25 protein-coding genes are annotated in these 19,197 nt (G+C 61.3%); 9 read left to right on the plus strand and 16 right to left on the minus strand.

Annotated elements, in window-relative coordinates; genetic code table 11:
- The first annotated feature begins 86 nt into the window (after positions 1-86).
- Together NKJ26_RS12950 and NKJ26_RS12955 are read left to right on the plus strand one after the other, a co-directional pair.
- Complete coding sequence (locus NKJ26_RS12950; RefSeq protein WP_352695561.1) at positions 87-368, plus strand: hypothetical protein; 282 nt, start codon at positions 87-89, stop codon at positions 366-368.
- 88 nt (positions 369-456) lie between these two features.
- The gene (locus NKJ26_RS12955) at positions 457-810 is read left to right on the plus strand and encodes a hypothetical protein (RefSeq protein WP_352695562.1); all 354 of its coding nucleotides are present in this window, start codon (positions 457-459) and stop codon (positions 808-810) included.
- On the opposite strand, the gene NKJ26_RS12960 is transcribed toward NKJ26_RS12955, so the two are convergent.
- The 10 genes from NKJ26_RS12960 to NKJ26_RS13005 all read right to left on the minus strand — a co-directional run bounded on the left by NKJ26_RS12960 (position 807) and on the right by NKJ26_RS13005 (position 8,521).
- Complete coding sequence (locus NKJ26_RS12960; RefSeq protein WP_352695563.1) at positions 807-1,151, minus strand: hypothetical protein; 345 nt, start codon at positions 1,149-1,151, stop codon at positions 807-809. The two genes, NKJ26_RS12955 and NKJ26_RS12960, sit on opposite strands and share 4 nt — an antisense overlap.
- The gene (locus NKJ26_RS12965) at positions 1,148-1,561 is read right to left on the minus strand and encodes a hypothetical protein (protein WP_352695564.1); all 414 of its coding nucleotides are present in this window, start codon (positions 1,559-1,561) and stop codon (positions 1,148-1,150) included. Before NKJ26_RS12965 ends, NKJ26_RS12960 begins: the two co-directional genes overlap by 4 nt.
- 49 nt (positions 1,562-1,610) lie before the next feature.
- The gene (locus tag NKJ26_RS12970) at positions 1,611-1,991 is read right to left on the minus strand and encodes a hypothetical protein (protein ID WP_352695566.1); all 381 of its coding nucleotides are present in this window, start codon (positions 1,989-1,991) and stop codon (positions 1,611-1,613) included.
- A gap of 9 nt (positions 1,992-2,000) precedes the next feature.
- The gene (locus tag NKJ26_RS12975; protein ID WP_352695568.1) at positions 2,001-4,652 is read right to left on the minus strand and encodes an AAA family ATPase; all 2,652 of its coding nucleotides are present in this window, start codon (positions 4,650-4,652) and stop codon (positions 2,001-2,003) included.
- 55 nt (positions 4,653-4,707) lie between these two features.
- Entirely contained in the window at positions 4,708-4,968 is a 261-nt protein-coding gene (locus tag NKJ26_RS12980; RefSeq protein ID WP_352695570.1) for a hypothetical protein, read from the minus strand.
- Positions 4,969-4,995: 27 nt separating this feature from the next.
- On the minus strand, positions 4,996-5,583 hold the full coding sequence (locus NKJ26_RS12985; RefSeq protein WP_352695572.1) for a hypothetical protein: 588 nt from the start codon (positions 5,581-5,583) through the stop codon (positions 4,996-4,998).
- On the minus strand, positions 5,580-5,792 hold the full coding sequence (locus tag NKJ26_RS12990) for a hypothetical protein (RefSeq protein ID WP_352695574.1): 213 nt from the start codon (positions 5,790-5,792) through the stop codon (positions 5,580-5,582). The genes NKJ26_RS12985 and NKJ26_RS12990 overlap by 4 nt, the downstream gene beginning before the upstream one ends.
- 83 nt (positions 5,793-5,875) lie before the next feature.
- Positions 5,876-6,319 (minus strand): hypothetical protein, encoded by a 444-nt coding sequence (locus NKJ26_RS12995; RefSeq protein WP_352695575.1) that lies wholly within the window; start codon positions 6,317-6,319, stop codon positions 5,876-5,878.
- Complete coding sequence (locus NKJ26_RS13000; protein WP_352695577.1) at positions 6,316-7,551, minus strand: tyrosine-type recombinase/integrase; 1,236 nt, start codon at positions 7,549-7,551, stop codon at positions 6,316-6,318. Before NKJ26_RS13000 ends, NKJ26_RS12995 begins: the two co-directional genes overlap by 4 nt.
- Positions 7,552-7,831: 280 nt before the next feature.
- Entirely contained in the window at positions 7,832-8,521 is a 690-nt protein-coding gene (locus NKJ26_RS13005; RefSeq protein WP_352695578.1) for a hypothetical protein, read from the minus strand.
- 89 nt (positions 8,522-8,610) lie between these two features.
- On the opposite strand from NKJ26_RS13005, the gene NKJ26_RS13010 reads away from it, so the two are divergent.
- Together NKJ26_RS13010 and NKJ26_RS13015 are read left to right on the plus strand one after the other, a co-directional pair.
- Positions 8,611-9,411: a ThiF family adenylyltransferase gene (locus tag NKJ26_RS13010; protein ID WP_352695580.1), complete on the plus strand. Its 801-nt coding sequence runs from the start codon at positions 8,611-8,613 to the stop codon at positions 9,409-9,411.
- Entirely contained in the window at positions 9,398-9,829 is a 432-nt protein-coding gene (locus NKJ26_RS13015) for a ubiquitination-like system serine protease family protein (protein WP_352695582.1), read from the plus strand. Before NKJ26_RS13010 ends, NKJ26_RS13015 begins: the two co-directional genes overlap by 14 nt.
- 249 nt (positions 9,830-10,078) lie before the next feature.
- On the opposite strand, the gene NKJ26_RS13020 is transcribed toward NKJ26_RS13015, so the two are convergent.
- Together NKJ26_RS13020 and NKJ26_RS13025 are read right to left on the minus strand one after the other, a co-directional pair.
- Positions 10,079-10,333, minus strand: a complete 255-nt coding sequence (locus NKJ26_RS13020) for a helix-turn-helix transcriptional regulator (RefSeq protein ID WP_352695584.1) — start codon at positions 10,331-10,333, stop codon at positions 10,079-10,081.
- Positions 10,334-10,602: 269 nt separating this feature from the next.
- Positions 10,603-11,445, minus strand: coding sequence for a hypothetical protein (locus NKJ26_RS13025; protein WP_352695586.1), 843 nt, complete (start codon positions 11,443-11,445; stop codon positions 10,603-10,605).
- Positions 11,446-11,487: 42 nt separating this feature from the next.
- Here NKJ26_RS13025 and NKJ26_RS13030 point away from each other — a divergent pair, with 42 nt between their 5' ends.
- Positions 11,488-12,237, plus strand: a complete 750-nt coding sequence (locus tag NKJ26_RS13030; protein WP_352695588.1) for a PGN_0703 family putative restriction endonuclease — start codon at positions 11,488-11,490, stop codon at positions 12,235-12,237.
- Here the strand turns inward: NKJ26_RS13030 and NKJ26_RS13035 are convergent.
- The gene (locus NKJ26_RS13035) at positions 12,234-13,529 is read right to left on the minus strand and encodes a tyrosine-type recombinase/integrase (RefSeq protein WP_352695589.1); all 1,296 of its coding nucleotides are present in this window, start codon (positions 13,527-13,529) and stop codon (positions 12,234-12,236) included. The two genes, NKJ26_RS13030 and NKJ26_RS13035, sit on opposite strands and share 4 nt — an antisense overlap.
- A 697-nt stretch (positions 13,530-14,226) precedes the next feature.
- Here NKJ26_RS13035 and NKJ26_RS13040 point away from each other — a divergent pair.
- The 4 genes from NKJ26_RS13040 to NKJ26_RS13055 all read left to right on the plus strand — a co-directional run bounded on the left by NKJ26_RS13040 (position 14,227) and on the right by NKJ26_RS13055 (position 17,232).
- The gene (locus tag NKJ26_RS13040) at positions 14,227-14,865 is read left to right on the plus strand and encodes a DUF1326 domain-containing protein (RefSeq protein ID WP_352695590.1); all 639 of its coding nucleotides are present in this window, start codon (positions 14,227-14,229) and stop codon (positions 14,863-14,865) included.
- A 60-nt stretch (positions 14,866-14,925) separates the two neighbouring features.
- Positions 14,926-15,735: a DUF2182 domain-containing protein gene (locus NKJ26_RS13045; protein WP_352695591.1), complete on the plus strand. Its 810-nt coding sequence runs from the start codon at positions 14,926-14,928 to the stop codon at positions 15,733-15,735.
- Positions 15,736-15,988: 253 nt separating this feature from the next.
- A complete protein-coding gene (locus tag NKJ26_RS13050) occupies positions 15,989-16,732 on the plus strand; it encodes an aminopeptidase P family N-terminal domain-containing protein (RefSeq protein ID WP_352695593.1) in 744 nt (247 codons plus the stop codon).
- Positions 16,733-16,770: 38 nt separating this feature from the next.
- Positions 16,771-17,232, plus strand: a complete 462-nt coding sequence (locus NKJ26_RS13055; protein WP_352695594.1) for a M24 family metallopeptidase — start codon at positions 16,771-16,773, stop codon at positions 17,230-17,232.
- 44 nt (positions 17,233-17,276) lie between these two features.
- Here the strand turns inward: NKJ26_RS13055 and NKJ26_RS13060 are convergent, their stop codons facing one another.
- Genes NKJ26_RS13060 through NKJ26_RS13070 form a run of 3 tightly spaced genes read right to left on the minus strand, consistent with a single transcriptional unit; the run spans position 17,277 to position 19,141 of the window.
- Positions 17,277-17,804, minus strand: a complete 528-nt coding sequence (locus tag NKJ26_RS13060) for an NADPH-dependent FMN reductase (RefSeq protein ID WP_352603005.1) — start codon at positions 17,802-17,804, stop codon at positions 17,277-17,279.
- Positions 17,805-17,835: 31 nt separating this feature from the next.
- Complete coding sequence (locus tag NKJ26_RS13065; RefSeq protein ID WP_352695596.1) at positions 17,836-18,456, minus strand: pyridoxamine 5'-phosphate oxidase family protein; 621 nt, start codon at positions 18,454-18,456, stop codon at positions 17,836-17,838.
- A 10-nt stretch (positions 18,457-18,466) separates the two neighbouring features.
- Entirely contained in the window at positions 18,467-19,141 is a 675-nt protein-coding gene (locus NKJ26_RS13070; RefSeq protein ID WP_352603001.1) for a septation protein A, read from the minus strand.
- Positions 19,142-19,197 lie beyond the last annotated feature (56 nt).

Genomic DNA, 19,197 nt, shown 5'->3' on the forward strand with positions numbered 1-19,197 from the left:
CAAAGCAATCCGGCCAATGCTTTGCGCGATTCGAGCGCGACGGCTTGCGATCAATAACGGTCAACAAGATCAACAAAAAATAGCTGTTGACGGACGTTGGTCAACGGCTTGTTACTATCATCACCCAAACAGAAAAGCGGAGAAAAACGATGACACCGAATACATGCCAGAACGAAGCTGCTTTGTTCTTTCAGATTGCATCCGAATTGCGCCGTGCTGAAAGGGAATGTGCCGATCCTGCGGCAATGGCAGAGCTAATCGACGAGGTCGACGCCATGCGGCTGCACTCGGCGAGCGCACTCATCCGGGAACGCTGCTCCGATCTGCTTCGCCGGCATGAGTATGTGAAGGCCGGCGCCGCCAATTAGGCGCGCCACGCCGAGCTTACCAAGTTTCCACGGCCCGCTGCTCCCCGCAGCGGGCCTCAACGTGTGTTGTAGCGTAAGGAGTACAGAAATGCCCGAGTTGTCACGTTTCACGATGCACAAGCCCGGAACGGCTCAATGGGACATTCTTCATCCCTCCCAAATCCCCGAAACCGGGGTTCAGATGATGCTGGTGCAGCTAGTGTTCGCAGCGGAGCAGCTTCCGCGCTACCGCGCTTTGACACGAGACTTCAGGGCGCAGTACGCGGAAACAGCGGGGATGGATCTCGCGCGCATGTGGGACGTGAGAATCGATCATCGCTTGAACCCGCCAGGCTTGGCCTCGCTCCACTTATTCGCGATGATCTTGCCCGCGTCTCTCTTGGAAACCTCGGTTAGAGCCTATCTTCAGGATTGGAGCATGGCCGCGAAAGAGCCGCACTAATCGAAGGCGCCGCCGGTCGGCTTTGAAGCGGCGACGGCACGTTGCCGTTTCCGCAAGACAGCCTCAGTTGCCTGCCTCAACTCGTCGCCGTCCATTTCGGCGGCATCTTTCGCGACGCTTGCGTTGCGGTCCGCTCGATCGAGCATGCCGCCGATCTGCAACAGCGTCCGTTGCGACGAGGCCCTGGCGACAGCTGTCTGTGCCTTGTCGCGGCATATCTCCAGCGCGCTTTCATATGCGACCTTTATGCCTTCAACCCTCGCGCGCCGGATTATCTCAGCCCGCACGGCCTCATCGTCGCCGTCGAAATCGTCAAGCTCGCTGTCGTCGTTGTTGCTCATGCGAATGCCCCAATTGATTTCTGTTGGTCGACGCCGAGCGCCTCGAGTTCAGCCCGCAGCGCCGCTATCTGCTCTTCCAGTTCCGCCCCTTCGCCGGTTGGCGCCGGCTGCGGCCGCTCCAACATGGCGCGGATCTCTGCGGCCTGTTTACGCTCGTCGCGCTTGCGTTGGCGCACGGCCGCGCTGCCAGGTGTGCGGGCAGCGTGCCAGGCCCTATGCCGCTCGAGCTCCTCGGGCGACATTGCGGCCAGGCGCGTTGAGCGTTTCCTTGCCGCGCGCTCCCGCTCGGCCAATTTCTTCCGAAGCTTCCTTTCGGCATCAGGCGATTTTCCGTCGGGCCATTGCGTTCGATGCCACTCTTCGCCGCGCGGGGTCCGGCCGCCGTGGATGAAACACTTGCCGTTCTCCATCGCGATCAGCCGGCACGGCTCGCGGTCGCTCTTCCGCGCGGCATTGCATTTAGGAAGATTGGACCGCTTGGCGTTCCACTCGCGAATGGCCGCCGACCCGATCATCCGCCATTGCGCGGATGACTGCCACGCCGTTGGCGCGCGTTGCGGCCGCTTTCTCTTCATGGCTGGTTTCCTGTGAAGAGTTCATGAGGTATTCCAAAAACCGCCCGTCTACCGTACGGGGGTCGGGCTTGTCGGTCCGACAACCCCCTACGTAGTAGCGACAAGCACCGACAAGCAAACAAGCATTGAAATGGTTGGGTTTTTCGGTGCCTTGTTTCTTGTTTCCAGAAAACAAGCACCGACAAGCTGGCGACATGCAGCTTAAATGCCTGATTTTGCTGCTTGTTTTGCTTATCGCCGACAGGCTGACGATAAGGACCGACAAGCGTTTTCATCACGCACCAGCCTCGACGGGCTCACGGCGCACAAACCAAGGCGCAGTATCGCCATCCTTCTTTTTGAACACGCGAAGTCGGACATCTTGTCCACCGCGCTGGATTACGCGTCCGGCTCCCGTAATGATTGCGGTCACGTACCCCGTAACAGCCGGCCGCTGTTTGGCCTTGATTAGGCCTTCCCGCCGAAGATGTTCACCAACCGTCGCCCAGATGCCGGACAGATTGCACTCGTCGAAACCGGCCATCACCGAGTCGACTATCCGGGCGACATTCAGCGCCTCGTCGTCGGAAACGTCGCGTGCTGCCCCAACACGGCTCTTCACGTCCACCAATTCTAGCACCGGGGCAAAGTCGCCCTCGGCCTTCAGGCGTTCGGCTGGGTCATCTTGAAAGAGCGCCGCCGCTGCACCGCGGGGAACACCCACCCCATTGTTCACGGGCACGCTCAACCGACGAAAGACGGTTGGCTCTGTCGGCTTCCGATTGTGAGACACCTTGGCGTAGTCGAGCCGGATCAACTGATCGGCGGGCGACACGCCCCAAGCCTTCTCATCGTCCTCGCCAGTGACGTTCGTCAGCGTGAAGGCACTGCGCACCTTGCCGACGGCAGCAAAGGCGCCACGGCCGGCGCCCATGTCGCCCCGGTGATCGCGGCTCGCCTTGCTCGTATGGTGCAGGATCTCAATGCAGCAGCCATGCTTGGCGGCGATGTTGGCGATCTCCTGCAAAAGGGCGTTGATGTCGTCATTGTTGTTTTCGGCGCCGCCCGACATCAGACTAACCTGCGGGTCGAGCACGACGAGCAACGGCTTGTGCTCGACAATTCTTGCTTCCAACAGATCCGCGCCTGGGGCGCGGCACAGCGGCTTTCGGGCGTCCGGTCGATGCATGATCGTCAACGTTTCGCCGTCAACACCGGACCACAGGATAATCGGGTGCTTCATGTCCTCGGGCTTCAGCCGCAGATATTGCTGACAGGCCGCCAGGCGGCGCTCCATCTCGCTCAGCCGATCTTCGGCATTGTAGACCAAGACAGCGCCGGCCTTATGCAGCAACTCGTGGCTCTCGCCGTTGGCGCCGCGAAGCACATCCCGATTCCCCGTTGCGACGATCACCGCGTCCCGGATGGCGAAAGTCGATTTGCTGATACCAGGCTCGCCGACACACTGCGTTACGTCGCCGACCGGCAGCCGCGGCTCAATCAAGAAGGTGCGGACCGGCAGCGACTTTGGATCGACTAATCCTGTGACGACGCTCATCCCGCCTCGAGGAGGCTTTTCATAGTAGAGCGCGGCGAAGTCCGGCACCAGTCGATAGTCCGCGCCGCCGTGGGCCTGGCTGGCAATATGAGGGTAAGCGCCGTCGGTATAGATGATCGCCTTGTTTCGGCCGCCGCCGTACTCGGGCTCGATCGGGTCCGCACAGGTCTTGCGATGGAACTCCTCGGGGTCTGCAAGGATCTCGGCGACAGTTACGCGCCGGCCATCGTCGAGATTGACCTGGAAGCCACCCATCAAGTCGGACCGCTCCAATGCAGCGGAAACGATGCGCTCTGCCGTGACGCGCGTCTCACCGGCCGAAACATACCGATCAACCTCGGCGGTGCGATAATGGCCGGCAATGGCCTGAGCCTCTGATGCGCAAGAACTCTTGATCTCATCGACCTGGCGGGCGAATTCCGATTCTTCCTCCGCCGAGAGCGCCGCGAACCTTCGGGTGTCCAAGAAACTACCGTTGGGGTTTATTATGCGGGGCTCGCGAGCTCCTGGCTGATAGGCAAGCCGCACGTCGTCGAGTAGGGCGTCAGCCTCATACCACAGCCGCTCCGGCCCCTTGGTCGCGATCTTGTCGATCAGCGTGCGGACCGACACCGCGCCATTCTTGGTAATGAACGGGAAGCCAAATCCAGCCAGCACCAGCCGCGCGAAGAGCCTGTCGGCAAAGGCCGCGATATCCGACCCGTCGGTGACGAAGATGTAGCGGTGCTGCCCGCTGTTGGCGCCCGTCGTCAGCCCGTTCTGGGAATTAACGACCCCGGTCGATGATGAAGGCCGAAGAACCGTGCAGACTGCACCGAACTCGGGAAACACCGATGCGAGAACGCCGGTTATTTGGCCTGGGGTTACCGCCACACGATCCCTGATCGCGGCGGGCCAGTCCTTCACATCGAAGTCGAGGCCGAGCACGGCCGGGCACTCCCGATGCACGAAGAAGCTCTTGCTTCGCGAGATCGCGTCTGACCCGGCGTCCAGCATGGCCGCAGTGACGATCTGCGCAGTTTCCGCTCCTGCCGGCGGCGGAACCAGGACGAGGGCTTCGCGAGGGCCGAGGCACTTTAATTGCTCCGCAAATGCAGCGGCGATCTCTGGCGCGCTGCCGGCAAGCGATATACGGCGGGCTTGCCCCGTCGCCACGCCGGGGCTCCGCGAACTGACAGGCTTACCCGTCGAGATGTCGACGCTGAAGGTCTTCGCCAGCGCGCCGCTGCTCTCCAACACCGAGAACGAAATTTGCTTCTGCTCGACGGGTTCGGGAGCAGCAGGAAACAACTCTCGAATTTTGTCGTGTTGGCTGTCTGGGGTCCGCGTCTTCAGGATATCGCCGAAGACACTCGGTTGCGCGGAAGGCGGCTTTTGGGCTATGTTCACGGCGCGGATACCTTCTTGGCCGGTTCCCGTTGGCGCGGGGCCGGCCTTCGCATTTCTAGGTGTTGTCGATAGCGAGATAGAGGCGTGGCCCGCGCGCTGGCGGCGCGGCAAGCAAAGCACTGTCGACGAGATCGAGAAGGCTGCGCACGCTGACGACGAGCGGGCCGCCTGGCGTCACCCGGCAACCGTGAAGCCGGCCTTCGCCGATGCGGTTGCGAACCCAATCAGATGACCGGGCAACGATCTCGCCCGCCTCCGCGACTGAAACAAACGCGCGGTCGCGCCAAGGCACGTATTCGGATTTCTGAATCTGCATGATGGTCGCCTTCCTTGTTGAGGGCGATCAATTTGCCGGCGGAAGTCGCGCCGAAAAACACGCATGTCGGGCCGACTTTTTGGCGCGAAGTCCAGCCGTTCGCTCGTCGGCCATCTTGGCGTCCAGCCGCTCGAGGTCGACGATCACGTCAAGCAGGAGTTCGGCGGATCGCTCAACACCGAGCGCGCGCGATAGGCCGACATGCTCATAGACCCGACCAAAGATTCGCCTGAACTTCTGGTCGCGCTTCTCAACCTTGTCCTTAGTCGCGGGCTCGCCCAACCACCTGGCGGCGGCCGCGGCCGGGTTTCTGGTCGTGCCCCTGAAGCGGTACAGCGCCGCTGTGTAGATGACGGTTTCGAAAAGGTCTGTGCGCGGTCGCCCCTGGCTGGCTGGTTCGAAGGACTTCTGCCACTTCCTAAGCCACGGCTCGACGTCGACTTTGGTCGCGTATCCGATTAGCCGCTCGACAGTTTCGGGGTCGCTCTCCAGCGGGCATCCGGTGGCTCGTAGCGCGGCAATAGTGATCTCTCTCACCCTGGCAGGTCCGAACAACTCGACGATGTCGTCGGGACCGCGGGGTATCTCGACCAGGGCGCGCTGCAAGAGGCTCATCGGGCGCTCCCAAGCCAGGCGCGAGCATCAGCAACGCGATAACGCGGCCGACCCTCGATGACCGTGACGTTGGGTCCGCGGCGGAGGCGTGCCCATTTCTTGAAGGCTTGTTCGGTGAAGCCCGACAGTGCCGACATCTGCTTACGGGTAAGCAAGGCATCCGCCGGCAAGGCGGCGAGATTGGGCGTGTTTTGCGGCAGCGATGGCATGGGGCGGTCCAGTCGATCGTTTGTTGATTGATCAACCGTAGCCGAGAGGAACCCGCGGTAGCAGGGACACAAACCGCCGCGAATTATGTCCCCTCTGGCGGGCGCTCCATATAAAGCATCTGAAGGGTGTCGATTGAGCCCCATTTTTTAAATTGGCGCTTGTACCTCCTACGGGCGTTACCTTCGGCAGTTCCTTTTTCGTTGTCGCCGCCGTTGACCGCCACCCATTCGCGGATGGCCTCATTTAGGCTTGCACGATGCCGGAGACGATATTCGATAACAAAGCGAAATAGGCGCCAGTTCAGATCGTCGTCCGGCTCGCGCCCGGGGCCTTTCTGTGAACCAGGAAGCCCGAACACATCTCGGCATATCTTCGCCAGCACATCCGATCCAGAAAGCCGTTCCAAGAGATCGGTCGGCTCGACATCGTATCTGGCGGCCAGTGCGATCAATATGTCGAATCCATCGCTTGACGCTGGGGCTTGTAACTTCCCCTTCCCAACGATGTCGCCAAACTTCGCCGTCATCCAAAAGCTCCGGGGGACGCCTGCGCACCTTTTACGACGCGATCGACATGGGTTGACCAGGCTTCGAACGCTGTGCGGACGCGCTCCGCGCCGTTGTCCCTGACGTAGATTTCAATTAGGTTCTCCCGAGCATGGCCCAGGGACAACTCGGCCGTCTCCGTGTCGATCCCCAGTTGGCTCAGACCGGTGCGGAATGTCCGGCGAAGATCGTGGAAGGTGAAGTCCACGCCGCAATCCTTCACGAGAGCCGCCGTCATCTTATTCCAGCCGCTCATCGCCTCGCCGGTGCGGACAGACGGGAACATCAGGTCGGACCGCGAGTCGACCGGGCAGAGGGCGAAAAGCGCGTCCAACTGCTTAGACACGCCTATGGTGTGCCCGCGCCCTTGCTTCACGAATGTTGCCGGCAGATTGATGACGATCTTCTTTGGGTCCGTCCGGTCCACCATCTTCCGCTCGAGCCCTGCACCCTCGCCGCGGCGACAGCCCGTAAGGATGAGGAAGCGAACGAAGCGGCCGAAAACTGTGTCGGTCTTCGCAGCGTTCCATACCCGAACGATCTCGTCGTCTGATAGAGCTCGCCCGTGCCGCTGTTTGGTCAGGCGGTCCGACCTGGTCGCGCGTTGCCGGCGGTATCCGTAGAGCGGATTGCTGTCGATCACCTTCGCCTTCACCTGGCAGAAGGCCAGAAATGCGCGGCAGCGCGAGCGGAATTCATCGGCGGCACCCTGCATGCCGGATCGCTCCAGAGCCTCAATGATAGCTGCGAAATCGGTGCCCTTAAGCTCCGCGATGTCTTTGTCCGCATGTTTCTTCAGCCGTCTCCGCAAGACGCTCAGGACCATCTTCCAGGCGACGTAGTTGCGCCGTTTCAGGTCGGCCTCGTAGCGATCGAGCAGCTTCGACATCCGTGCCTTCTCGCGACGCTTTTCCTCCGCCCGATCTTTCGATGGATCTCCCCCCGCGGCCACCTTGCCCAAGGTTGCGAACGCGAGCTTCCGCGCGTCTGCCACGGTCCGGATAGTTTCCGGAGTGCCGAGCCTGATGCGCTTGCTGTTGGCGGCCCGGCCCATGCCGGCCGGTCTATACGCAACGATATAGGTGCGGGCGCCGCCACGAAGCCGCAGGCCGAATCCGGTCACTTCGGTGTCCCAAATGACGGCCTCCGATCTGCCAGGAGGCAGCGCGGCACGGGCAACAACAGCATCGGTGAGCTTGGTCTTGGATAGCACGTCAAATCTCGGGGCAGCACGCGGGCAGCACCGATTGCGTAAACCGGTGTACCCCACTATAACCCGAAGAAGCCCGTTAAGCTATTGCTTTTCGGGGAAGTTCTGGCGCTACATAAACCCTAGCATCCCTGCGTAACCCATGGAGCACACACTTGCCAAGGTTGGGGTCGAGCGTTCGAATCGCTTCACCCGCTCCAAATCTTCTTTAGATTTGAAAAGCATAAAGGGCCCGGGTAACCGGGCCTTTTTGCTGTCTGGCGCCGGGGAGCGCACGGGGGAGTCACAAGTTCGTTCTTATGTTGCTGAATGCACCTACAGAGGCGAAGAACGAAGCGACGACAATCAAGGTCATGCCGAGATAGGATGCATCTTGATTCTGATCGAGCCCGAAATAGTAGGCACTTAACGTGGCGACGGATAACCCGAGCCAAAGGAATCCGAACCTCCAAACAATCCGCTGCCAGCTTCTTACGATGTCTATCGTGAAATCGACCTTTGTGGTGAGGCCGTGCTCAGACAGCGGTGCGCCAACAATGCTTATATTCGTCGAGTTCTCCCCCTGATCTGGATGAACACGGAAGTCGAAATAGGCCACATCATAGTCGGCACTTATTCGCTGCTTATCCGAGCCGCCGAATGAGATCAGACGTTCATCATAGTCGGCCTTCAGATCGAAAAGCTCGACCGACGATCGCCCTCCGGTTGTCTCAGGATAGTAATGGTAAATGGCAATGCGATTCTGTTCACCTTCCCGTACGGCGATCTGCGACGGCGTGGCTTTCAAATTGATATGTTTTCCATATCGAGCATCAGCTTTTGCGATATCCAAGATGTGGTAAAAGAGCGCCTTTCGACTTTCCTTCCGAAAATCCGCCCGATGACAGAGCTGTTGGACAACCCGCTCAAACAAAGACACGGAATGTGACGTTTCGATTGCGGAAGCTGCCCCGCTGAAACGCAACAAGAGCATGCCCTTTTTTCCTTTGGCCGATTCTGTGGGACGGTAGGCAGGCGCCTCCTTCTCTATCCGGACATTAAATTCTTTGAGATCGCGTGCGGATGCGAAGTCCGACAGACACCGCCACAGCCCGGATTTTTCCAGCCATCGCAGCGGAGGCTGAGGAGTCAGCGTTCCAGTATGTTGACACGGCAACGAGCCGCGCGGGTATCGGCGCGATTAACTCGAAGGTTGCCGGACAAAAGATCGGCATTGCGGGCCTCGGCGGTACGGGCACCTACATCCTTGATCTCGTCGCGAAGACCTCTGCCGCCGAAATCCACACCTTCGATGGAGATGTGTTTTCGCAGCACAACGCATTCCGAGCACCAGGTGCTGCCAGCCTAGACGAACTGAGCGAGGGCGCGCTGAAGGTCGACCGGTTTGCTGCTATTTATTCGCGCTTGCACCGTGGAATCAAACCTCATGCATTTTTTCTTGATGAGACGAACGTCGCGGCGTTGGCCGGCCTCGATTTTGTTTTCGTCTGCATGGATGTCGGTCCCGCCAAGTGCGCAGTCATTGACTATCTCGTGGCCAATGGCATCTCGTTCGTCGACGCCGGCATGGGCGTGACAGTCGACGACGGGCGCCTTGGGGGCATCGTACGTGTCACCGTCAGCACGCCCGAAACCCGCCACCTGGCTGCGCCGCATATTTCCTATGCCGACGACGCCGGCGGTGCCAATGAATATACCAGCAACATCCAGATCGCCGAGCTAAACGCGCTGAACGCCGCCTTGGCGGTTATTCAATGGAAGAAGCTGGCGACGATTTATCGGGATAGTCGGCAGTCGGTCTACCTCGGCTACTCCATCGCAAGCGGCGAAATCATCACCGAGGGACCTGATGGCGTCGGCTGATCGTCTTCAACCCAGGTTCGTCGAATACACCCCCGACGATGTCGAGGCGGGCGTCCTGTACATCTCACGTCGCTTTTCGACGGCCACCCATCTGTGCTGCTGCGGCTGCGGTCTTGAAGTGGTGACGCCGCTGAATCCCGCCAAATGGGGCGTAGTCGAACGAAATGGCAGGATCTCGCTGACCCCTTCCGTTGGCAACTGGAGTTTTCCTTGCCGGTCGCATTACATCGTCTCTGACAACCGTGTTCTATGGGCAAGTTCGATATCACCTGAGGCCATTGCCGCCGTGCAAAGGCGGGATGTCCAAGACGCTGTGCGCCTTGCACCACCGAGGCCTAGTTGGGTTCGTCGACTGGTGGCCGGCGCTCTGGTTGCCTGGACGTCGACGGTTGCGGCCATAAGGGGGTTATGGCGCTAAATGCCCCGCGTCTTGGAGCGGTCGGCCAGAGAGATCTGTCATTCAAGGCACGCGCGGCCGAGGCAAACCTATAATAGCTGTGATGGAGAAGAAGTGCTCGGGCACATTGCCAGGGCCCTCTGCGATCCCATCGCGGGGCTGCGTCCTTCGCCCACAGGACCCAGGGCCCTTCCGGATGGAGCAGCAGCAGAAATCGGATGACGTCCTCGACCTGGACAAATTCCGAAGCCGAAATGTCTATGGAGGCGTTCATCGGCCAACCCCCTTGCCAAGGGCGAGGCTCCGGCCGCGTTCGGTGCGCGCCGTCCGCTCGCCATCGTGATCGCGCGCCTGTAGTCGGCTAACGATCCATTGCTCTATCTCTCGCTCCAGGAAGGCGACCTTCTGCCCGCCAAGCGGCACTTGGCGAGGGAAGCTGCCGTCGGCGATCTTGCGATAAATGTGGGTCCTGGAAAAGCAGACGCGGCTTATGACCTCGTCCATGCTGATGAAACGCTCTGCCACTACTTCTACTCCGTTCGGGCGACGGAGCGGAACTTGCCGCAACGGCAGGATCCAAAATATTGCGGTTATTGGGGCTCGCTAACACCCCGTTGCCCGAGCTTTGTCGACGGAGGCGTGCGAGAAACCACCTTTGCCGACGCCGGATAACGAACGTTGCCGGGCCGGAGGTGGGAGAACCACCCCATACCGGCAACCTGGCACCATCGCGCCTCCAGTTCGTTTCTGATGGGCGCAACCTTCGCAGGCTTTTCCGGTCTTGGCTGTGCACGTTAAGTGGGGTCCGATTCGACCCCGCTGCCCTTATAGGCGCGAAGGGTCTGAAGCTCGGTACGGAACATGGAATAATTCTTGTTCATGCTCGGCAAAATGGCCTTATAGAGGTCTATCATCCACCGTGTGATGGCGTTGCCTCCTTCGTCAGGGTAGCCCCTCGCGACGAAGGCCGGTCGTGTGCCTCTTTTGCTTATGTGAGTGTACCGATATCGCTGCGCCGCCTTGCCGAACTCGAGTATCCAATCCGGGTTGGGCCGGTTTCCGCCACGCGGCGATTGTTCCTCATCGACCGAACTTCGGATGCTCATAGCGGCGCAGACGATTTCTTCGAGATCATGGAGACCCTTAAAGGCGTCTGGGAAACGGGCGGCGGGGTCAGCCACCCGAAGCGCCGCCATGAATGTTTCGTTCGACAGTGCGCCATCTATCAGCGTGATGAGGGCGGCAACTCGCGCGTGGATTGGTTCCAACTGCCTTTCGCGGGTATCCTTCCAGCCCTCCGCGCCCTTTGGGACGCGCCAGCTGTCAGGTGACAAGCTGACTGCCGACGGCTGAAGCATAATGTCCTGAAGCTCAAGGACGAGTCTTTTGTGCGCCTGTGCGTCGGGTATGGAATGCGCTGTGACAAGCCGGCGGTTCACCTCCTCGACCCCGAGGCGCGTTTCTTCTCGCCACTCGTCGATGGCCGAGGATTGCTGAATGAAATATGGGTCACGAGCAACCTCGTCCTCGACCGCGCGCACCAGATCCAGCGTCGGTTTCCGCGGCGGTTTGCTGGCGGCCGATCCAGACCTAGCACCGTTCGCGGGAGGCTTTTTTGGCGTAGGTCGATCTGCCATAGTCGTGGTTCCTTGTCGCCGACTTATTGGGGCTCGACCAAAATGGCGTCTACTGCCGGCTGTGACTTTTTGCCTGGGGTGCCAATTCAACACGTCTTATCTCGGCTGAATAGGGCCGGCGGAAACGAGATCGGCAGCGGCAAGCTGGCAAGCCCAAACAGTTCTGCGGCCTTGGCTGTTAACACGTTCGGCTGGTTCATCGAGCGTTCGGAATTGTTGCCGGCGTTTTCTGGCTTCCACGCCGATTGGCCGCCAATCAGTGTCGAGGTCGAGTACTGCGCCCGCTTTCCGTGGCGAGGTGGCAAACACCCCTGGCTAGACGCCATGGTCGAAACCGCCACGGCAATCATAGGTGTCGAATCGAAGCGACACGAACCTTACCGAGACCGAAAGCGAGTCAAACTCTCCAGTGCTTATGACCGCCCCGTGTGGGGCGACGAAATGCATGACGAGCGTATGCGCGACCAACTTCGCAGCGGCGACACAGGTTTCGTCCAGCTTGATGCCACCCAGCTGGTGAAACACGCCTTCGGCCTCATCACTGAATCAAAGCGACGGCGAAAACGTCCGATATTGCTTTACCTATATGCCGAGCCCTCGTCGACGGCCATGAAGGCGGGAGAGTTGTTCCGCCATCATCGCGAAGAGATAGCCAGATTTGGCACCGAAGTAGCGGGGTCCGCCGTGGCATTTGCAGCATGCAGCTACAGGGAGTGGCTTGCGACCTGGACGGACTCAGTTCCCGAAGTTCAAGACCACGGTCGAGCTGTCGCTACCGCCTTCCAACCCTAGGCAGCGATAGCTTGGTGAGACTTGTTTATGCGCACGATTGCCAGCAGATGCTCCGCATAGGCTTGCAACGCCCGCCGCTTCTCCTCCAGGTAATCATGCTTGTTATAGGTTTTCTGCAGGCCCGGCTTGGCATGATGACCGAGGACTGCGTCCCGGATTTCCTGGTTGAAGCCGAGGTGGGCCAGCCGTGTTTCGCAAGTCACCCGAAAATCATGGATCCGGTAGTGCTGAAGGACTGCATCAGGCTTACCCAGCTCCTTCCGCATGTATTCCTGGGCCAGCTCGTCCAATGTTCGCTTGCCTTGCGAGAAGCCGGCCACAGGGACTCGACCATGGCGGGACGAGAACACAAAATAATCGTTGGCGCCGGCCCAGACCGGCAACCGCTCGAACAGGGCCCATAGGTTGTCCGACATCGGCACGATGTGCTCGCGACGGCTTTTGAACCTCTCCTTCCCAAGGTCCAGCCAGTGGTTTGCCGTGTCGATTTCGGAGCGCTGGCTGAATGCCCACTCCGCTCGTCGTTGACCCGTAAGCATCAGGAATTGGTAGAGCGAACCGAACGGATACCGCATTTCTTCGGCCGCCGACCATATGGATCGAAGCTCCACATCGGTCAGGGCGCGCCCGGCCTCTGTGTTGCGGGCCAGGTCAACACGCCTCATGCCGCTCAGCGGATTCAAGGAGATGATCTCGCGATCCGTTGCCCAGTTAAAAATGCGCGACATTCGCTTCCGCACTTCGCGGGCTGTGCCGATCCGGCCGCTGGTCACAAGGTCATCGATTATCTCGTGGACATCGGCACGGCGAATGTCTGCCATCGGCATGTCGCCCAAGCGCGGAACGACATGGAGGCGAAGTACTCTCTCCACGTTCTGCCAGCTCGATATCGTCCTTGCTGCGTCTTGCCTGATGTGTCGCTCCAACACTGCCGAGAATGTATTCGCTCGGCGCTCTCGAACGCTGGACGCTGCCTCGGCTCGCGGGTCTGCGCCGGCACCGGCCTTCCCCAAGACCGCCCGGGCCCGCTCTCTCGCCTCTCCCAGGCTGACTACCGGCCATTGGCCAAGCGTAATCCGATGTTGCTTGCCTGTCAGCAAGCGACCTGTTTCGGTCCCACCGCCCTCGCCGAGAACCCTATAGATCACCGAGAACGATTTCGCGCCGTGCTCAGAGACGCGCAGGATTAAGCCGGGGCATAAATCGTCACCGATCTCCAGTCGCCCTGTTTTGGGGGCCGTCATGCGTTCAAGTACCTGGTTCGTCAGCCGTCTCTTACTCGTCATAGCCATTTGCTCCCCCGATCGTTCGGGTTGCTTGAGTCGATTGTTTGCCGGGTTTCCGAGGGGAGCCGCAAGGCGCGGTTTTCGACGGAACTCCGTGGGACAGAGTGTTCCGCTCCCCGGAGGGTTGGACAATCATTTTCTGGCTGAATAGGTTACGGCTTGCGGCGAGAAGTGTCGCCGAATCAACGGGTTGCCAAGGTTGGGGTCGAGCGTTCGAATCGCTTCACCCGCTCCAAATCTTCTTTAGATTTGAAAAGCATAAAGGGCCCGGGTAACCGGGCCTTTTTGCTGTCTGGGTCCGGGGGAGTGCCGGGGAGCATTGTGTAGCCAACCTGGGTAGTCGGCAACTTGAATGCGTTTCGACCCACCGTGCGCCGCGTGAGCGCGCGGTGAAGCCGTCCCTTATCCCTCCTGATCTCTTGCCGTGTCGCATGGCGCCGCAAACTTTCGAAACGCTGATGCCAACTGCGCCACGATGCTTTTCCGCCCACTGCGCGACATTCCCAACCTCACATGCCGGTGTCGATCTGGAACAGCGTCTTTGCGCCCGGCGTGCCTGAAACTACGACAGCAAGAACCGTGCCACGCAATCGCGGGGCTGGGGTTCCGGATTCAGCGGGGGATCGGCGAGCGACGCACGAACTTCTGGAGTGCGTCCAGCCTTCGATGTATAAATGGCCCTGGATTTCCAGGAGGAAGAGCCATGAATGCAGTTCCTCAATGGCGGCTCGCAGGCGACTGGTTCGACATCTGCAGCTGCGACATCCCTTGCCCTTGCGAGTTCGCCCAGCGGCCGACCGGCAATCACTGCCAGGGCGTGCTCGCCTGGCATGTGCGCGAGGGTCAGTACGGCGACGTGAAGCTCGACGGCCTGACGCTGGTGGCGCTCGGCGAGTTCGAGGGCAATCTATGGGCCGGCGAGGCAAAGGCCGTGATGGGCATGTACCTCGACGAGAAGGCGAACGAGCGGCAGCGCGAAGCCCTGCGGGCGATCTTCGGCGGCCAGGCCGGCGGCTGGCCGGCGGGCTTTGCCGCCAATATCGGCGAGATGCGTGGCATGGAGTTCGTGCCCATCACCTTCGAGGTGGCGGGCGACCTCGCCACTTGGCGGGTCGAGATTCCTGGCCTCGTCGTCGGGCGCGCGGAAGCGCTTTCCGGTCCCACAACACCACCCGGCAAGCGGGTGCAGACGATTAACCCGCCAGGCTCGAAGGTCGGCCCGGGCCAGGTTGCCACTTGGGGGCGTTCTGTCGAGGCGAGCACCAAAGGCTTCGGGCTTGACTGGACGGGTACGGCCCGCTCAAGCAAGCACATTCCGTTCGACTGGACCGGCCCCAACTAGGGCGTGCCGATGCCTGATGCGTTGCCCAGGAAATCGTGGCGGCTCCGGAATTTGAGTGGCATGCCGCTCGGCCTTCTCGCATCGTTCGTCGTGCTGACAGCGGCGGCGTGGGCGCTTACCCTCTACCAGACCTTCAGCATGGATATGCCCATGGGCATTGCGGTGCGCGGCGGGATGGAGGGCATGGAAGGCATGGCCGGCATGGCGATGGCCGGAATTGCCGCAGACGGCTGGTCACTCGCCGGCGCAGCCGTCTTTCTCGCTGTATGGACGGTGATGATGGCGGCTATGATGCTGCCGGCCGCGGCGCCCATGATCTTCATGTTCGCGGCGGCGCAAGCCACGCGCGAACGGCACGTGGCCATCCCGACATGGGTGTTCGTCGCAGGCTACATGCTGGTCTGGTCGGCGGCGGGCCTTCTCGTGTATGTCCTGGTCCAGTTCGGCAGCGAGTTTGCGACGACCCTCGATCCGCCTCAACGTTCGAAATGGGCGCCGCTCGCGCTCGGTGCCACGCTTGGCGTCGCCGGCCTCTATCAATTCACGACCCTTAAGCACATTTGCCTCAGCCATTGCCGTTCGCCGCTCGCTTTCGTTGCGCAGCACTGGCGCGACGGGCGGGTTGGCGCGCTCAAGATGGGGCTGCGCCACGGGCTCTATTGCTTTGGCTGCTGCTGGGCGCTGTTTGCCGTTCTGGTCTCGGCGGGCGTCATGAGCGTCGCCTGGATGCTGCTTTTAACGCTGATCGTCTTCGTCGAGAAGCTGATGCAGCGTAGCCGCCGCTTCGAAGGTGCTTTGGGCATTGCGTTAATAGCCCTCGGAATCGTTGTATCGTTCGGGGCGATCGAGATGTCTTGGATGAGCCGCTAACGGCTCCCATTCTCGCCAAACCGCGCCCAAGAGGTAGCTTTAGATAAATCCGGCGCGCGGGCGCCACCTACCGAACCGTCCTGCCGCATACCGGGGGCGAGCTTTCGAAGCGCCGATGCTCGGGAGAAGCTGACGGGGGGCAATTCGAAGCCTGAAGTGATTGCCCTTGCGTCCCGCGGCGGCTCGTCATCTTGCCGCTTGATTGTCCATACCCGGAATGCTCCGTTGCCGCTTTGGACATTCGGAGAAAACCATGACGGGCTTTGTCGACCGCGAGCGCGCCACGCAGCTGATGAACCGCGCCGGCATCGAGGCGCTAATCCTGTGCGCGCCCGAGGCGTTCCATTATGCGACCGGGTCATGGATCGGGCCGGCGGGGCTGTTCCGGCGCGCGGGCGCCGGCTTTGTCGTCATCCCCGCCCGGCACGACCTGCCGATCGGGGTCGTGGTGGCGGACTTCAATGCAGCTCAATTGCGAACCGTCGCGCCCGAGGCAGTCGTGCGCGCGCACCCGATCTGGATCGAATCGGCACCGGTTGAGATGGCAAGCCCAGGGATTCCCTTGGCGGAACGCATCGAGGCAGGCCTGGCCACGCTTGCCCGCGCGCCGGATTTCGCGCGTCCCGCCACCTTCGATCTCGCGAGTTCGGTGCGCCAGCTGCAAGCCATGCTTGCCGAATTCGGACTGGGGCGCGCAACGCTCGGCATCGACCTCGACTTCATCCCGGCCGCCGATTTTGCCGCCATGCAGGCGTTGCTGCCGGACTCTTCGATGGTCGACGGCTCGGCGGTCCTCGACAGGCTGCGCGCCATCAAGTCGCAACGCGAGATCGAGCTCCTTCAGCAAGGTATCATCTTGTCGGAAGCCGGGCTCGACCGGCTGCGGGTGGATGCCATGGCCGGCATGCGCCAGGCCGACCTCATCGCGCTCTATCGCGAAGGCGTCGCCGCGGCCCGGCAGGGCTGTCGCATCCTGTCTCGACGGCCGAATATGTGACGCTAGGCGCCCGGGCCAAGGGTGCGGATGCAAAGGCAATGCCCGGCGATCCGCTGAAATGCGACATGGTCTGCACCGTCGGCGGCTACGCCTCCGACATGTCGCGCAACTTCACCTTCGGTCCGCCATCCGCCGACCAGGCCGACCTGCACGCCATGGCCGAGCGCGCCTTCGAGGACGGGCTGGCGGCACTTGTGCCGGGAAATTCGCTCGGCCATGTGCACCGCGTCGCCACCGAAAGCCTGGCGCGCCAAGGCCTGCGCTCCTATCGCCGCGGCCATTTCGGGCACGGCGTCGGCCAATCGGTGTTCTCCGAACAGTGGCCGTTCATCGCGGCCGGCAGCGATGTCGCGATCGAGGCCGGCATGGTGCTGGCCTTCGAGATCCCGCTCTACATGGACGGCCTCGCCAGCTTCAACCTCGAGGACCAATTCCTGATCACGCCGGACGGACCTGTCGCCATGAACCGCCTGCCGCGACGGCTGGAGACGATCGGATAGCCGGGTTCGGGCAGAGGCGACGAACAGGACGTCCTGGCGGCCGCTCAGCGGCTGGCGATGAAATCCGCGAAAGCGGACAGCGCGTCGCGCATCGCCAGCTGGTTTTCCCGCAGGACGGCTTCCACGTCCGGTGGCTTGTTGCCGAGCAGGGCGATCTCGAGCGGGACTCCGTCATAAAGCGCGAACGACATGGTGCGCATGATCTCGGCCAGGGCGGCGCGGGCAAACAGCGAGCGCGGCGAGGCATGCACCAGCATGGCCGGTTTGTCGACGGCGGCGTCGCGCGACACCAGCCAGTCGAGGGCATTCTTCAGCCCGCCCGGCACGCCATGGGCATATTCCGGGCAGGAAACGATCACGCCGTCGGCGCGGGTGACCGCGTCGATCAGCTCGGCTGGTTCGAGCGGTGTCCGTTCGCCCTCCTCGTCGGGGTTGAAGATCGGCAAGCGACCCAGCCCGTCATAGACGGTTACGCGGCAACGGGATGGCGCGTTGCGCGCCAGTGCCGCGACCAGGGCGGAATTGGTGGAGGCGGCGCGCAGGCTGCCCGAAATGGCGAGGATGTTCAGCAAGGGAAATCCGGACGAATCGTGTCCGCGAAGTTTACCACATGCTCTGCTTGTAGCTGTCGTCCAGCCAGCGGTCGGTCGCCTCGGCGGTATCGGCCAGCGCCAACTGGTCGCGCAGGATCTGGCCGAGCGTTGGCAGCGTCGCGCGGTCGTACCAGGTTTCCGGCTTCCACAGATCGGAGCGCATGAAGGCCTTGGCACAATGCATGTAGGCAGCCTTGACGGCGACCACGACGACGCTTTGCGGCTCCTTGCCATCGACAGCGAGGCGCTCGCGCAATCCGGCGTCGACGGTGATGCGGGCGTCGCCATTGACGCGCAGCGTCTCGCTCATGCCGGGAATGAGGAAGAGCAGCCCGATCGACGAGTTGAGGAGGATGTTCTCCAGCGTATCCAGCCGATTGTTGCCGGGCCGGTCGGGAATGGCGATGGTCCTGTCGTCGAGCACGGTGGCGAAGCCAGGTCTGTCGCCCTTCGGCGTCACGTCGGCATTGCCGGCGCCGTCGGACGAGCCGATCAGCACGAAGGGGCTTTTGCCGATGAACGAGCGGCAGTGGCCGTCCAGTGCCTTCAGTTCCTTGCGGATCGAGCCGTCGGTCGGCCGTGGCGTCTTGTAGATCGTCCTCAGCTCGTCGCGCGTGGTGACGAATTCCATGGCCCTCTCCCTACTTGCCGGCCTTCTCTTGTCCGCCAGCCTTGTCGTCCAGCGAATGGCGCAGGATCAGCGGCATCTGGCTGAAGGTGAACAGAAGCGTGATCGGCATGATGCCCCAGACCTTGAAGGTAACCCAGGCATCGGTGGAGAAATTCCGCCAAACCACCTCATTGACGAGGGCCAGGAACAGAAAGAACAGGCCCCAGCGGAAGGTTAGCTTCCTCCAGCCTTCGGCATCGAGCCTGAAGGCGGAATCGAAGACATAGCCGAGCAGCGACTTGCCGAAGAAAAGGCCGCCGAGCAGCACACCGCCGAACAGCGTGTTGACGATGGTTGGCTTCATCTTGATGAAGATGTCGTCCTGCAGATAGAGCGTCAGCGCGCCGAAGATGAAGACGACGACGCCCGATACCATCGGCATGATCGGCAAGGTGCGGATCAGCAGCCACGAGGCGATCAGCGCGATGGCGGTGGCGGCCATGAACAGGCCGGTGGCGACGAAGATCGGACCGCCGAATTCGCCGAGGGCCGGGAATTTCTGCACCAGCCATCCACCGCGCGCATTGGCGAAGAAGAACACCATCAACGGCCCGAGCTCCAGCACCAGCTTGAGCAGCGGATTGACGCCTTCCTTCTTCTCTTTCTGCGGGTCGGACGGATCGCGTTCGAGAATGGGTGGGTTCATGATCTTCCTTCTTACGCACGATCCAATCGAAGGTCTGCAACCTTCGGGATCATGCC

Origin of the sequence: Mesorhizobium sp. M0152, assembly GCF_040322415.1 — a bacterium.
Lineage (GTDB): Bacteria > Pseudomonadota > Alphaproteobacteria > Rhizobiales > Rhizobiaceae > Mesorhizobium.

What these genes read in the sequence shown, in the direction of transcription:
- NKJ26_RS12955 (WP_352695562.1), top strand. Translation starts at nt 457, where the DNA reads ATGCCCGAGTTGTCACGTTTCACGATGCACAAGCCCGGAACGGCTCAA.
- NKJ26_RS12960 (WP_352695563.1), bottom strand. Translation starts at nt 1,151, where the DNA reads ATGAGCAACAACGACGACAGCGAGCTTGACGATTTCGACGGCGACGAT.
- NKJ26_RS12965 (WP_352695564.1), bottom strand. Translation starts at nt 1,561, where the DNA reads ATGGAGAACGGCAAGTGTTTCATCCACGGCGGCCGGACCCCGCGCGGC.
- NKJ26_RS12980 (WP_352695570.1), bottom strand. Translation starts at nt 4,968, where the DNA reads ATGCAGATTCAGAAATCCGAATACGTGCCTTGGCGCGACCGCGCGTTT.
- NKJ26_RS12985 (WP_352695572.1), bottom strand. Translation starts at nt 5,583, where the DNA reads ATGAGCCTCTTGCAGCGCGCCCTGGTCGAGATACCCCGCGGTCCCGAC.
- NKJ26_RS12990 (WP_352695574.1), bottom strand. Translation starts at nt 5,792, where the DNA reads ATGCCATCGCTGCCGCAAAACACGCCCAATCTCGCCGCCTTGCCGGCG.
- NKJ26_RS12995 (WP_352695575.1), bottom strand. Translation starts at nt 6,319, where the DNA reads ATGACGGCGAAGTTTGGCGACATCGTTGGGAAGGGGAAGTTACAAGCC.
- NKJ26_RS13005 (WP_352695578.1), bottom strand. Translation starts at nt 8,521, where the DNA reads ATGCTCTTGTTGCGTTTCAGCGGGGCAGCTTCCGCAATCGAAACGTCA.
- NKJ26_RS13010 (WP_352695580.1), top strand. Translation starts at nt 8,611, where the DNA reads ATGCGAAGTCCGACAGACACCGCCACAGCCCGGATTTTTCCAGCCATC.
- NKJ26_RS13015 (WP_352695582.1), top strand. Translation starts at nt 9,398, where the DNA reads ATGGCGTCGGCTGATCGTCTTCAACCCAGGTTCGTCGAATACACCCCC.
- NKJ26_RS13025 (WP_352695586.1), bottom strand. Translation starts at nt 11,445, where the DNA reads ATGGCAGATCGACCTACGCCAAAAAAGCCTCCCGCGAACGGTGCTAGG.
- NKJ26_RS13030 (WP_352695588.1), top strand. Translation starts at nt 11,488, where the DNA reads ATGGCGTCTACTGCCGGCTGTGACTTTTTGCCTGGGGTGCCAATTCAA.
- NKJ26_RS13035 (WP_352695589.1), bottom strand. Translation starts at nt 13,529, where the DNA reads ATGGCTATGACGAGTAAGAGACGGCTGACGAACCAGGTACTTGAACGC.
- NKJ26_RS13040 (WP_352695590.1), top strand. Translation starts at nt 14,227, where the DNA reads ATGAATGCAGTTCCTCAATGGCGGCTCGCAGGCGACTGGTTCGACATC.
- NKJ26_RS13045 (WP_352695591.1), top strand. Translation starts at nt 14,926, where the DNA reads ATGCCGCTCGGCCTTCTCGCATCGTTCGTCGTGCTGACAGCGGCGGCG.
- NKJ26_RS13050 (WP_352695593.1), top strand. Translation starts at nt 15,989, where the DNA reads ATGACGGGCTTTGTCGACCGCGAGCGCGCCACGCAGCTGATGAACCGC.
- NKJ26_RS13055 (WP_352695594.1), top strand. Translation starts at nt 16,771, where the DNA reads ATGCCCGGCGATCCGCTGAAATGCGACATGGTCTGCACCGTCGGCGGC.
- NKJ26_RS13065 (WP_352695596.1), bottom strand. Translation starts at nt 18,456, where the DNA reads ATGGAATTCGTCACCACGCGCGACGAGCTGAGGACGATCTACAAGACG.
- NKJ26_RS13070 (WP_352603001.1), bottom strand. Translation starts at nt 19,141, where the DNA reads ATGAACCCACCCATTCTCGAACGCGATCCGTCCGACCCGCAGAAAGAG.